The sequence below is a fragment of the Halomonas sp. AOP7-E1-9 genome (assembly GCF_052376035.1).
Taxonomy (GTDB): domain Bacteria; phylum Pseudomonadota; class Gammaproteobacteria; order Pseudomonadales; family Halomonadaceae; genus Vreelandella; species Vreelandella citrativorans.
This window is the reverse complement of the sequence record NZ_JBQSVC010000004.1, coordinates 96,101-108,507: the sequence shown is the minus strand read 5'-3', so window position 1 is coordinate 108,507 and position 12,407 is coordinate 96,101. Positions and strand designations below refer to the sequence as shown.

The following is a 12,407-nucleotide window of genomic DNA, read 5'->3' as shown; positions in this document are numbered from 1 at the left end:
GAGCTGTTCGACAGCATGAAAGGGGAAATGATGCGGCAATACCAGTAAATCCAGAAGCGGCTTGGCCCCGAGGAATACCGCACCCTGATGAGGCTGCTGGATGAAGTGCAGCGAATGGAACCACATAATTGATGCTTCGCTGCGCCCATATGTAACGGTACTCTACTAAAGTATTTTTATTTAAATTACTGATATAAAAAGAATAAATTCGATGAGGCAGGCACAGTCAACAACCTGGCACATTTAGTCAATTGATAACCTAATCCGGCTCTTACGCTCTCCTTGATGCGCCGCGGGCGCTTTCGTTCGCCAAGGAGACAAAATGCGACACCACCACTACGACTACATCATCGTCGGCGCTGGCTCGGCTGGCTGCGTTATCGCGCATCGCTTGATTCAGGCGCTGGATGTTTCTGTGCTGCTCATTGAGGCTGGTGGGTCGGACACAAGCCTTCTTATTCGTATGCCTGCCGCAGTCGGCAAGGTGATTCCGACCCGGACTTGGCCCTACATGACCACCCCGCACGGCGCGACCAATAACCGCGCCATGTCCATCGCCCAAGGGCGACTGATCGGCGGCAGCAGCTCGGTCAATGGCATGATCTATATTCGCGGGCATCGTACCGACTATGATGGCTGGGCAAACGACCACGGCTGCACCGGCTGGGGCTATGACAATTTGTTGGCATACTTCATTCGAAGTGAGGGCAACGAGTCGCTGGCCGGGCCCCTGCACGGCAATGATGGACCGTTGAGAGTGAGCGAAAACCGCTATCGCCATCCGTTATCGCAAGCGTTCGTGCGCGCCGGACAGGAGTTCGGGCTGCCCTACGTCAATGACTTCAACGACAATACCCGCGAGGGAGTGGGCTACTACCAGACCACCACTTTCAATGGCGAACGCTACAGTACCTCGAAGGCCTATCTGAGCGAGGTGCGCCACGATTCGCGCCTGACCATTTTATCTGATACCGATGTCGAGAGAGTGATCATCGAAAAGGGCAGGGCCATCGGCGTCAAGGCCCATCATTCCAAAAAAGGCGAAATGACCCTTCATGCACGACGCGAAGTCATCCTTAGCGCTGGCGCAATCGGCAGTCCGAAGATTCTGATGGCCTCCGGCATCGGTCCTCGCGATCACCTGAGCGAGCAGGGCATTGAGTGCCTCCGTGACTTGCCGGTAGGCGATAACCTGCAGGACCATCTGCACTTATCAATCAACGCCACGCTCAAGGACCCGACCTCCCTGTACGGTGAAGATGTTGGCTTGAAGGCGTTGCGCCACGGGGTCGAATGGCTACTGCATCGTCGCGGCCTCATGACCTCCAACGTGCTGGAGGGCGGCGCCTTTCTGGATACTGCCAATGAAGGCCGCCCAGACACTCAGATTCACTTTATGCCGGTGCTCGACACTTGGGACGATCCCAACGGCATCGGTCGAGGGCGGACGCATGGTATTACGCTCAAGGTTGGCCACCTGCGGCCGGTCTCGCGCGGTACGGTACGCCTGATTGGTTCAGGCAAAGAGCAGCGCATGGCCATCAACGCCAACTTCCTTGACGCACCTGAGGATCTCGAACATCAGGTGCGTTCGCTGCGCGCCGGAATGGCGTTACTTGATACGCCGGCGCTTTCAAACGTGATCGATGAGGTTTTTTCGCCGCCCGAGGCGCGCCATCTGATGGCGCAGAGCATGGAGGACAACCAGCGGGCGCTTGAGACCTTCGTCCGCCAATACTGTAAAACGACCTATCACCCCGTGGGTACCTGTCGCATGGGCCCTGATGCCGAGCATTCGGTGGTTGATCTTGAACTAAAGGTTCATGGAGTAGAAGGACTGCGCGTCATCGACTGCTCAGTCTTCCCCACCTTGCCCGGGGGGAATACCAATGCACCTACCATCGCGGTCGCGGAAAAGGCTGTCGACCATGTGATCAACGCGACCTAACAAGACAGGGCGGTTCATCTTGAAGCGCCCTGATGTTCCTGTTGAATGGGTGACGTGGTCGGATCAGGCTGATGACCTTGAGCACCACGCCCGGCAGCTTGTAGAGCGTGACGGGTGAGGGCGCAGCCTGACCCATGGGAAGGCGGCTACTGCCATCAGCTTATCTGTTCTGCCATGCCGCTAATCGCACTCTCGAGAAAAGCGGCCGTGGCACCACGCGGCTGCTGTAGGGCAATAAAATCCTGCATCGGATCGACAACGTTAGTGGTGACGTCTGATAGCGCCTCAATAACCGCATGCCCGCAGAACGGCACATAGGCCTCCGAATACCCTCCTTCGTGTACCATCACCAATCGCCCTTCACATAGTCTCTCCGCAGCCTCGCGTACCTGTCGGGTCATATCGCGGAAGGCCTCGCTGGAAAGTAACATCCGCGCTAGGGGATCGACCGCATTGGCATCATAGCCGCAGGCCACCAGGATGAGCTGTGGTTGATAGCGCTCTAGTGCGGGAATGACTATCTCGACCATGGCCTGTCTATAGGCATCGGCCCCCGAACCGGGAGGCAGGGGAATGTTTAGGTTATAGCCTTCGCCAGCACCATGGCCGCGATCATGTAGACCGCCATACCCCGGTGGAAAGCAGCCATCCTGATGCATAGAAATGGTCAGGACATCGTCGCGTTCGTAGAAGATCTCTTGGGTGCCGTTACCGTGATGCACATCCCAGTCCAGCACCGCTACTCGCTCAACGCCAAACCGTACCTTGCTCTCTTCAACGGCGATGGCAATATTGGCCAGGAAGCAGAACCCCATCGCCTGATCCGGCAGGCAGTGATGGCCCGGCGGGCGTGACAAGGCATAGGCATTATCGACCTCCCCATTCATCACGGCTGCCACTGCTCCAATCGCAAGGCCCGCAGAAAGGCGGGCAATGTCGTAACTGCCGGGGCCGATCGGCGCGTGGTCGCCTAACTCACCGCCACCGGCGTCGCTCATTGCCCTGAAACTATCAAGATAGGACTGTGGATGGACCCGCAGTAGTTGTTCATTGGTGGCTGGGGAGGCACTGCGCACTTTGAGTGCGTCGGTCAGGCCAGATACATCCATGAGGTTTTTGAGACGCCGCTTGGTCTCGGGGGATTCGGCAAGCCCACCAGCTGCCGGCGGTTGTACCCAGCCACCGACCGGTAAGGTCAGCGCATACTGTCCGGCGCTATGCCAAAGGCAGTGTTCATCGAAGAAAAAGGCAGTCCTGCGAGACATCGTTTAACTCCTCAAGGCTAATCATCGTCGCTGAAAAAAGGCGTTCGTCGTGAAGCGCCCCACGGGCTGTTGCAGGCCTTATTCGCTAAGATCCGGCTCAAATAGGCCCTTTTTCATCTTGAACTTGACCCAGATGATCGCGATCAAGCTGACGACGCCCAGTACTACGCCCAGTAGCGTATAGATCAAGGTGGTCATCTCGGGCGATGGGGAGGCGTTGGCTGCGACGTAGGCCATGCCGATGATGCCGAGAATCTGCGGCAGCGGATAAAAGGGTGTGCGGTACGGGCGGCGATGGTCGGGGCGGCGGCGGCGTAGCACCATTACATTGATGTGCGCGACGATGTAGGCCAGCAACCAGCTGGTGGCTGCAGCGATGACTAGCGTGATGATCTGATCGGGCCCGATCAGCAAAAAGGGCACGACCACACCTATCGCCAGAAAGACAATGCCGACCCAGGGCGTGTTATAGCGCGGGTGCATTTTACCCATGATAGAAAATGCCTGGCCATTATCGGCCATGCCTGAAAGCATACGTGGTACGGCGGCCAGCACGGTATTGACCGTACTGCAGGTCGCGGTCACCCCCATCACGGTGGCAATGATCAGCCCTGCTTGACCAAACACGCTATTGACCAGATCGAGATACGGCAGGGGCGAAGTAGTGAGAGTCTCAGCGGAGAGGTAGCGGCCAGCTCCCAGGCAGAACAGTGAGAACAACACAAAGATGATGCCAAGCGATAAGAACATGGCGCGAGGAATTCGTTTTTCCGGCTGACGAATGTCATTGATCATCGGACACACGAACTCACAGCCGACAAACATCCACATCGCCAGCGCGACTAGGCCGATAAAGCTGCCATCGATAATGTTGCTGACGCCCCAGTCGATGCCTGCTGCGACCTGGGCGGTTTCCGTGGAGGGCGGCTGAATCAGCGCTGTGGCACCGACGAGAAAAATGGCGACGATCATGGAAAAGGTGAATACGTTTTGAAGCTTGGCAAAGACGTCGGTGCCCATAATGTTGAGAACGGCAATGATCACCAGCAGTAAGATTGGCACCAAGTGCGACGGCAGTATTTCGGGGAACAGCATCTGCAGCAGGGCATCCACCAGCAGAAACTCGGCAGGAATCGCGAATATAGCGACCACTACGTAGCCTGCAAAGACCGAGACGATGGCTGGAAAATGGCCGATGGCCTTTTTCGTGTAGGTGGCAAGCGTGCCCGCCTGCGGATACATCAGCGAGAGTTCCGAAAAGGACATGGCGTTGCATACAGCAAGCAAGGTGGCCACCAGCATGGCGGCCAGAAAGCTCAGGCCGCCGATGCCAAAGCCTACCAACGCGGAGACCATGGCGCCCTGGACTACCACAGTGCCTACACAGATCGCGATCATGGTCTTGAAGCCGATCTGCTGTCGCATGTAGGTGCTTGTTTGCGGGACTGATCCCGCCTTTGACGTGTCGAGCATAACGAGTCATCTCCTGCCGGTTTAATTGTTGTGTGGCTGGTGCGAGTAGCCTGACATTCAATCTGCTCCTTAACCGGTCTTCATTCTTGTTCGGTGCTGCCAGACATTTTCCTCTGCCTGCCGCTCTTGCCACGTAATGCTGGGCCTCCCCCATTTGGGGGATTTTCTGCCAATGGCTATACGCCGACGATAAAAAGCGTTCACCGCCATTGGTGGATATGACTCTCATGCAGATCAAGGAGCTAATAATATGACAACGACAACTCCCCACTCCGACTGGATCTCGGTTAGCGGCCTTGAAAAGGGCTTTGAAACAGACTCCTACGCGTTGGATAACTCGGCCGACCTTAGCGGCAAGCGCATCGAGCTGCACGACGCCGATGGTAACGTTCGTCGCCTCGACATCGACCAGGAGCAACTGCGCGTCGACGACGGCGAGGTGGTCCAGGTACGCATCACCTCGGTACGTGAACGCATTTACCTGCTCGACTGGCTGGATGAAAGCACACGTCCGAGCACCTCTTATACGGTGGTGCTGGATACGCTGACCGATAGCTATACGCAGGTGATTGGCACCATGCCCACGTTCGATGTCATCAAAACAGGGCTTTACGAGCGTGCGCTGGGCGGCCGTCCCTTGACCGATGTGAAGGTCGACATCAGCCATGGTACTGTGAACAAGCCTTACCACGACGGCGCCTGCCCACACGCTACAACCGACGAATTGGTCGGCGTGCGTAACCTCTACCGTTACAGCCCGACCGAGGTCTATGAGCACACCTATCTGAACGAGAACTTCTACACCTGGCAATGCTTGAAAGGGGTGGAGCAAGGGCTTTGCGACACCGATGCTTGCCACTACTACAAGATTACCGATGCGCTTTATCTGTTCATCTGGCGTGAGAAGATCGTGCCGACGCTCGGCATCGTCATGGTGGATGAGCAGAACCATCGCAGCGACGGCAAGATTTTTGGTGTGGGCGACAGTGAAGATGCACCGCTGGCCAATTTCCCCATGGCCTCCTACTGCCAGCGTCTGAGCGATACGGAGTATCCCGATGACCTCTGAGTCCCGCACCGTTGTTATTACCGGCGCCGGTACCGGTGTGGGGGAGGCCTGTGCGCGTCAACAGGCCGCACTCGGGCATAACGTGGTACTGATTGGATGCCGCCGGGCGCCTCTTGAGGCGCTGGCTGAGGAGGTCGGCGGGCTGGTGCTGTCAGGTGACGCCGCCAGCTCCACGGAGTGGAAGGCGTTCTGCGAGCGCATCCTTGAGACGTATGGCCGACTCGACAGCCTGATTTGCAGCGCGGGCGGCCATGACCTGGGCGCGGCCACCGATATGTCCGAAGACGACTGGCAGAAGGCGATGCGACTTAATCTGGACACGGCATTTTATAGCGCTCGCGCTTGTTTGCCGCACCTGATCAAGCAGCAGGGCAGCATTGTCATGCTCGGATCGCTGGCCTCGTTCCAGGCTGGTGGTGATATCTGCGGCTATACTACCGCTAAGCATGCGATCGTCGGGCTGACGCGCTCGCTGGCGCGCGATTACGGACCCAAGGGGGTGCGTGTCAATTGCGTCTGCCCTGGCTGGATTCGAACGCCGATGGCCGACGAGGAGATGCAGCCGTTGATGTCGCATTACAACGAGTCTCTTGATGACGCTTATGCCCGTGTGACCCAACACGTGCCACTACGACGGGCGGCCAGCGCCGAAGAAATCGCTGACGTGTGCGCTTTTTTGATCAGTCCCACCTCTGCCATCATTACCGGCAGCATGATCATGGCTGATGGTGGTTCCCACATCGTCGACATGCCCACCCTCGCTTTCGAGGGCCTTTAAAAGATAGCAAGGCGGTCGGGCTGAGTATTGCCCGGTCGCCCTGCTTTTGACGAATGGAGTCCGTTCATGAGTATCAGTATCGATTACAGCGGCCAGCACGTCCTGGTCACCGGCGGTGCCCAAGGCATCGGTGAAGCCATCGTGACCCGATTTGCCCAAGCCGGAGCCCGCGTCACGCTAGCCGATATCAACGAAGAGCAGGCCAAATGCGTGGCCGAAAAGCTGACGACAGAGGGGCTTCAGGTTCAGGCTCACGGTGTGGATCTTTCCGACGAGGCCGCCACCCGCGCCATGATCGAGGGCAGCGATCCGGTCGATGTACTAGTGCACAACGCAGGTTACTTCCCGCTGACACCCTTGGAAGAACTCACCCGGGAGAAGGTCGAGCGTACGTTTGCCGTTAACGTGCATTCGCTTTTCTGGATGACTCAGGCGCTGCTACCGCATTTCAAGCAAAAGGGCCAGGGCGTGATTCTGTGTACGTCGTCGGTTACCGGCAATCGGGTCGCCTATCCGGGCCTGACCCATTACGCCGCCTCTAAAGCGGCGGTCAACGGCTTCATCCGCAACACGGCGCTTGAAATGGGCGGCTCCAACGTTCGCATCAACGGCGTCGAGCCGGGCATGATCCGCACGCCAGCGATGGATAACCTTGGCGATGACGAGCACAGTCAGAGCCTTGAGCGCGGTATTCCGCTAGGCCACTTGGGCGCACCGGAAGATATCGCCAACGCTATGCTGTTTCTCGGCTCCGATCTGGCCAAATACATTACCGGGCAGACCATTATCGTTGATGGTGGCGCCCTGCTGCCGGAGAGCGTGACGGCCCTCAACTGAGGCGCGACGGGGTGATGAGCAGCAGGTTCTCGTTGCCCGCACGCGGCCGACTCGTTATGTTGAAGACATTGATCAACATGGAGTCGGCCTGCCATGCACGCTCCTCAGGAACTGGGTGCCTACTGTCTGAATGCCTTCACCCGGGCCGTGCCCGCTTCGCTTGCAGCGTTCTATCGCATCAATGATCGCTTAAGCGCGTTTGACTTCCAGCTTCACGGCGATCCTACCCAGATGCACGACAGCTACCTGCGTCGCTACCGTCACCTCGACCCGCTTCAGCCCGGTTACTGCCAGCGTATCGGCGGTGGGGTGGTTTCCCTGCGTGATGCTCAAGCGCTGCAATCGAAACAACACAACGAGGGCTATCAGACGTTTCTGAGTCAGCACGACGTTGTGGACGTGACCGAAGTGCTGTTTTATATCCAGAGCCGCCCAGCCATAGGCATGTCACTGCTGCGAAAGTCACACTACGGACGATTTACCCCGCAGGAGTTTGATACGCTGCAATCACTTCAGGAAATGCTCCAGCTGGCTGTTTCGACCAGCGCCTTTGAACCCGCTCCGGCGCTGCCCGAGCATGCGCGAGTGGCGTTAACCGAGCGCGAAGAGCAGCTGCTGCCGCTGTTGCGCCAAGGGCTCAGCAACAAGGCCATGGCGCGTGAGCTTGGTATCGCCCCCTCTACGGTCAAGACCCATCTCGATCACCTGTATCGTAAATTCGACGTTACCAATCGCACCGAGCTGGTTGGTCGGCTTTATCTAGACTGACTTGAAGTGGCGTGAGAAGGCAACTGCTCTCTGGCATCGGAAAAGTACTTTTACTACTAATTCACTCGTTCTCGATGTCTGTTACTGAAGCTGTTCAATGGCGCGCGCTCGTTCGCGTTCCAGCTCACGTTTGAGCTCCTCCTCGGAGGGAAGGTACGGCAGATACTTTGCCGCAAACAGCTGCTTCTGGTCAGCGAGTACTGAATACTTCACCACGGCTTCGCTTTTCTCACTGCATAGCACCAAGCCGATGGTGGGGTTGTCATCGCTGCCTTTGCGCTGTTCATCATATAGGCGCACGTAGGTATCCATCTGGCCGATATCCTGATGCTTTAGCTTGCCGAGCTTCAGGTCTACCAGTAAAAAGCACTTCAGCTTGAAGTTATAGAATACCAAGTCGATGTAGAAATCTTCGTCGTCAAAGCGGATGCGCTGCTGGCGCTCCACAAAGGCAAAGCCTTTGCCTAGTTCCAGCAGAAACTGCTGAAGGTTACTGATAATGGCCTGTTCCAACTGGCTTTCCTGGTAGGTTTTATCCTGCAGGTTAAGGAAGTCCAGAATGTAAGGGTCGCGCAGGTAGTCCTTGGCGGTTTCCGCCAGCGGCTGGGTGTTGTCTTTTGCTTCCTGTTCTACCAGCGCCTTATTCTGACTGGCTAGCAGACGCTCGTAGTAGAGGGCGCTAATCTGGCGCTCTAAAGCTCTCGCGCTCCAGCTTTGGTTGATGGTCTCTTGCAAATACCAGTCGCGGGCTTGAGCATTTTCCACCCGTAACAGGGTGCGGTAGTGGGTCCAGCTCAATTCGGTACGCACTGCGTTCCGTTTTGGATAGTTTTGATAAAACTGGCGCATATTACGTAGGTTGCGCACATCAAAGCCCTTACCCAGCCGTTCGGTTAGTTGTTTCGAAAGCTGCTGTAACTGTTGCTTACCGTATTCCGCACGGCTGTTGCCTTGCTGCTCATGCTCGATAATCAAGCGGCCTATTTCCCAGTAGCTTTGCACCATGGCTGTGTTGACGGCTTGGCGCACCTGTCCGCGTGCTTGTTCTATCTGCTGGGTAATTGCGCTAATAAGGTCGCTAAAGGCCGCTGGGTTCTGCTCAGTCATAGGCTTAACCTCAGGCGTAATAAAAGATGGCAACTAGGCCGGCCTCAACAATAGCAATTTTACCTGTGAAAATATAAGCGTAAGCCGATATGTAGATAAGCACCCATCAATTTCCTTGAACAATCCAAAGAAAACTATTCGCTCCTCATTCTTTAGCTTAGGTTTTAAGCTAAAGGTAATTTGTTAAGGAGTATTTTATGTCGGACTCATCCGTTAACTCAGTTCGCCGCGTTACCGCCCAGCACCCGGCACACCGCGATGATATTGGTGATCTGGTCACTCGGCGGCCGCTGCCTGGGCCTAGTCTTGATCAGTTGGATCCTTTTCTGTTTTTGAATCATCACGGCCCGCAGGTGTATCCGGCCAATAATCAAGGCTTGCCGTTTGGTCCACACCCGCACCGGGGCTTTGAAACGGTAACGTTTATTCTGGAAGGCTCGCTTGCTCATGCCGATAGCGCCAAGCACCAGAGCGTGATTCATAAAGGCGGCGTGCAGTGGATGACGGCGGGTAGCGGTATTGTGCATGCGGAAATCTCGCCCGCTGAGTTTTTGCGTGATGGTGGCCCGCTGGAAATCCTTCAACTTTGGATCAATCTGCCTGCGCGTTTGAAAATGAGCGAACCGCGCTATATGGGCCTTCAACAGGATTCAATCCCGGCAATTGCGCTACCAGGTGGCGGCGAAATGAACTTGATCGCCGGGGAGTGGGGCGATACGAGCGGCCCTATCGAGACGTTAACCAATGTGTTTATGTCGACGCTTAAGCTGTCTGCCGGTTCGCGCGAGCAGTTGCCCGTTGCCGCTGGGCGGCAGGTGTTTCTGTATGTGGTGAGTGGCGACGTGACGGTGAGTGGTGAATCCACCAAACCCCATCAACTGGTTGAACTGGACCGGGAGGGCGATAGCATTGTGATTGAAGCCGCAAGCGACGCTCAGCTGCTGTTTGGCCATGGCGATGTCATTGATGAGCCGGTTTACTCGCACGGGCCGTTTGTGATGAATACTCGGGAAGAGATTGTGCAGGCGGTCGAGGATTATCAGGCCGGTAAGTTTGGCGGGCTGAACGCCTAAATGTTTTATTGTTAAACCGGCTCGCCGCGATAGTAGTGCCACAGAAATAGCGACCCCACGCTGCGCCAGGGCGCCCAGTGCTGCGTAAGCATTCGTGCCTGCTTGGGCGTGGGTTTGTCGTCTAAACCTTTTAAGCGGCCTAACGCCACGCGTAGGGCGAGGTCGTCGGCGGGGAAGATGTCGGGGCGTTTAAGCGAGAACATCAGGTAGATTTCCGCACTCCAGCGCCCAAAGCCACGCAGTTGGGTAATCGTGGCAATCACTTCCTCATCGCTTAGATGCTCAAGCCCGTCGGCACTGAAGGTGCCGGCAAGCTCCGCTTCGGCAAGCCCTTTAGCGTACTCGATTTTGCGCCACGAGAGCCCGGCATCACGCAGTGCCTGACCTTGTGTGTCGAGGACGGCTTGGGCATGAAGTTCCGGCAGCAGGGTATTCACGCGGCTCATAATCGCACGGGCCGCTTCCGTGGAAAGCTGCTGGCTGACAATGGTGGAGAAGAACGTCGCAAAGCCTTTATCACGCACACGTGGCGAGGGCGCACCTACCAATGGAAGGGCACGGGCGATATCTGTGTCGGCCCTGGCGAGCGTTTTTAGGGCCTGTTCAATGGTGTCAGGGGGCATATACGCCTTACGGATGCAGAGTGTTAAAGATGCTTTGTGGATTAAGCCTTTAACCGCAGGCCTGCTTCAAAGCGTAGTCTGTTAAAGTGAAACACTCGCCTGCTAATATTTCATTGAACATATTTATACTTTCGTCTAATCCTGCGATCATCGCCCCACTATAACGGCCGTTTGTTAAGCAGGCGTTTGGCGCGCCTGAGGAGAAAAAATGCAAGAGTCGCCCCAAGGGCTGGCGCGTAACCCGCGTTTGGCCGAATTCGCCTTGGCGCTAGGTGGGTTTGGTATTGGCACCAGTGAATTCGTCATAATGGGCCTGATGAACCGTGTCGCGAGCGACCTGGCGGTTAGCGTGCCGCAAGTTGGTTACGCGATCAGCAGCTACGCGTTAGGCGTTGTGGTCGGGGCTCCGTTGATTTCCGCATTGGCCGCGCGCGTGCCCAAGCGGGGGTTATTAATTGCGTTGATGCTGGTGTTTGCCATCGGCAATATTGCCAGTGCCATGGCGCCTGGGTTCTGGTCGTTCGTGGGGCTGCGCTTTGTGGCAGGTTTGCCGCATGGCGCCTACTTCGGCGTTGCGGCATTAGTCGCCGCGGGGGCGGTGCCGGTTGATCAACGTGCCCGGGCCATTTCCCGTGTCATGCTGGGCTTAACCACGGCCATTTTAATCGGCGCGCCGCTGGGTACCTGGGCGGGTAACCAGTTTGGCTGGCAAATCGCGTTTTCCGGGGTAGGCGTTATAGCGTTAATGACCGCGCTATTAATTCGCGGGTGGGTGCCGGTGCAGCCGTTTGATGCACTCGCAAGCCCGCTGCGTGAGCTGTCGGCACTGGCCAAGTCTCGCGTTCTGGTGACCATTGCCATTGCCTGTATCGGCTGTGGCGGTATGTTCTCGATTTTTAGTTATGTGATGCCCACCCTGACGCAACAGGCGGGTATGAGCGAGGCCTTGGGGCCGCTGGTACTAGTGATTTTCGGTGTGGGGTCGATTATTGGCAATCTGGTCGGCGGTCGCATGGCGGATAAGAACCTGATGAGGGCCATTCCAAAAATTCTGGTTTGGTGTGCCTTGATTCAAGGGCTTTATTACTTTGCTGCCAATAACGTATGGACAGGGCTTCTGTGCGTTGGGCTTGTGGGTACCTGTATGGCCCTTGCCCCTTCGTTACAAACCCGCTTAATGGATGTGGCCGGGGATGCTCAAACCATGGCAGCCTCGCTTAATCATGCTGCATTTAATGGCGCTAATGCATTAGGTGCCTGGCTTGCCGGGTTGGCAATTAGTGCGGGTTTGAACTGGTCGAGTACGGGGCTGGTGGGCACGGGCCTGGCGCTATGCGGGCTAGCGATTTTTGTGTGGGGGCGCTGGCTTGAGAAACGCACCGACAGCGTGGCTGTGGGATTATAAAAGTGGCATAAATAGCCATTCATTCCTAGGGTATAAGGGTGCAACCCATAAGGAGGTGACT

The 12,407-nt window shown here is 56.5% G+C and carries 11 protein-coding genes; 7 read left to right on the top strand and 4 right to left on the bottom strand.

Going from position 1 to position 12,407, the window contains the following annotated elements:
- Positions 1-322 precede the first annotated feature (322 nt).
- Positions 323-1,948, top strand: a complete 1,626-nt coding sequence (locus tag ACT3R4_RS04020; protein WP_441677677.1) for a GMC family oxidoreductase — start codon at positions 323-325, stop codon at positions 1,946-1,948.
- 155 nt (positions 1,949-2,103) lie between these two features.
- Here the strand turns inward: ACT3R4_RS04020 and ACT3R4_RS04015 are convergent, their stop codons facing one another.
- Positions 2,104-3,213, bottom strand: a complete 1,110-nt coding sequence (locus tag ACT3R4_RS04015; protein ID WP_441677679.1) for a class II histone deacetylase — start codon at positions 3,211-3,213, stop codon at positions 2,104-2,106.
- A 78-nt stretch (positions 3,214-3,291) separates the two neighbouring features.
- The gene (locus ACT3R4_RS04010) at positions 3,292-4,686 is read right to left on the bottom strand and encodes an APC family permease (protein ID WP_496201197.1); all 1,395 of its coding nucleotides are present in this window, start codon (positions 4,684-4,686) and stop codon (positions 3,292-3,294) included.
- Between the two features lie 250 nt (positions 4,687-4,936).
- On the opposite strand from ACT3R4_RS04010, the gene ACT3R4_RS04005 reads away from it, so the two are divergent.
- The 4 genes from ACT3R4_RS04005 to ACT3R4_RS03990 all read left to right on the top strand — a co-directional run bounded on the left by ACT3R4_RS04005 (position 4,937) and on the right by ACT3R4_RS03990 (position 8,138).
- Positions 4,937-5,755 (top strand): MoaF C-terminal domain-containing protein, encoded by an 819-nt coding sequence (locus ACT3R4_RS04005; protein ID WP_441677683.1) that lies wholly within the window; start codon positions 4,937-4,939, stop codon positions 5,753-5,755.
- On the top strand, positions 5,745-6,533 hold the full coding sequence (locus ACT3R4_RS04000) for an SDR family NAD(P)-dependent oxidoreductase (RefSeq protein WP_441677685.1): 789 nt from the start codon (positions 5,745-5,747) through the stop codon (positions 6,531-6,533). Before ACT3R4_RS04005 ends, ACT3R4_RS04000 begins: the two co-directional genes overlap by 11 nt.
- Positions 6,534-6,599: 66 nt before the next feature.
- Positions 6,600-7,370: an SDR family oxidoreductase gene (locus ACT3R4_RS03995; RefSeq protein ID WP_441677687.1), complete on the top strand. Its 771-nt coding sequence runs from the start codon at positions 6,600-6,602 to the stop codon at positions 7,368-7,370.
- A 93-nt stretch (positions 7,371-7,463) separates the two neighbouring features.
- A complete protein-coding gene (locus ACT3R4_RS03990; protein WP_441677689.1) occupies positions 7,464-8,138 on the top strand; it encodes a helix-turn-helix transcriptional regulator in 675 nt (224 codons plus the stop codon).
- Positions 8,139-8,219: 81 nt separating this feature from the next.
- Here the strand turns inward: ACT3R4_RS03990 and ACT3R4_RS03985 are convergent, their stop codons facing one another.
- Positions 8,220-9,245, bottom strand: coding sequence for a PDDEXK nuclease domain-containing protein (locus ACT3R4_RS03985; RefSeq protein WP_193057302.1), 1,026 nt, complete (start codon positions 9,243-9,245; stop codon positions 8,220-8,222).
- Positions 9,246-9,442: 197 nt separating this feature from the next.
- On the opposite strand from ACT3R4_RS03985, the gene ACT3R4_RS03980 reads away from it, so the two are divergent.
- On the top strand, positions 9,443-10,318 hold the full coding sequence (locus tag ACT3R4_RS03980) for a pirin family protein (protein WP_441677690.1): 876 nt from the start codon (positions 9,443-9,445) through the stop codon (positions 10,316-10,318).
- Positions 10,319-10,329: 11 nt separating this feature from the next.
- On the opposite strand, the gene ACT3R4_RS03975 is transcribed toward ACT3R4_RS03980, so the two are convergent.
- Complete coding sequence (locus ACT3R4_RS03975) at positions 10,330-10,941, bottom strand: DNA-3-methyladenine glycosylase family protein (protein ID WP_441677692.1); 612 nt, start codon at positions 10,939-10,941, stop codon at positions 10,330-10,332.
- A gap of 208 nt (positions 10,942-11,149) precedes the next feature.
- Here ACT3R4_RS03975 and ACT3R4_RS03970 point away from each other — a divergent pair, with 208 nt between their 5' ends.
- Entirely contained in the window at positions 11,150-12,346 is a 1,197-nt protein-coding gene (locus tag ACT3R4_RS03970) for an MFS transporter (RefSeq protein WP_441677694.1), read from the top strand.
- Positions 12,347-12,407: the final 61 nt, after the last annotated feature.

Excerpts from the sequence above, each read along its gene's own strand:
- ACT3R4_RS04010 (WP_496201197.1), bottom strand. The coding sequence starts at position 4,686 with ATGCTCGACACGTCAAAGGCGGGATCAGTCCCGCAAACAAGCACCTAC.
- ACT3R4_RS04020 (WP_441677677.1), top strand. The coding sequence starts at position 323 with ATGCGACACCACCACTACGACTACATCATCGTCGGCGCTGGCTCGGCT.
- ACT3R4_RS03975 (WP_441677692.1), bottom strand. The coding sequence starts at position 10,941 with ATGCCCCCTGACACCATTGAACAGGCCCTAAAAACGCTCGCCAGGGCC.
- ACT3R4_RS03980 (WP_441677690.1), top strand. The coding sequence starts at position 9,443 with ATGTCGGACTCATCCGTTAACTCAGTTCGCCGCGTTACCGCCCAGCAC.
- ACT3R4_RS04015 (WP_441677679.1), bottom strand. The coding sequence starts at position 3,213 with ATGTCTCGCAGGACTGCCTTTTTCTTCGATGAACACTGCCTTTGGCAT.
- ACT3R4_RS03995 (WP_441677687.1), top strand. The coding sequence starts at position 6,600 with ATGAGTATCAGTATCGATTACAGCGGCCAGCACGTCCTGGTCACCGGC.
- ACT3R4_RS04000 (WP_441677685.1), top strand. The coding sequence starts at position 5,745 with ATGACCTCTGAGTCCCGCACCGTTGTTATTACCGGCGCCGGTACCGGT.
- ACT3R4_RS04005 (WP_441677683.1), top strand. The coding sequence starts at position 4,937 with ATGACAACGACAACTCCCCACTCCGACTGGATCTCGGTTAGCGGCCTT.
- ACT3R4_RS03985 (WP_193057302.1), bottom strand. The coding sequence starts at position 9,245 with ATGACTGAGCAGAACCCAGCGGCCTTTAGCGACCTTATTAGCGCAATT.
- ACT3R4_RS03970 (WP_441677694.1), top strand. The coding sequence starts at position 11,150 with ATGCAAGAGTCGCCCCAAGGGCTGGCGCGTAACCCGCGTTTGGCCGAA.
- ACT3R4_RS03990 (WP_441677689.1), top strand. The coding sequence starts at position 7,464 with ATGCACGCTCCTCAGGAACTGGGTGCCTACTGTCTGAATGCCTTCACC.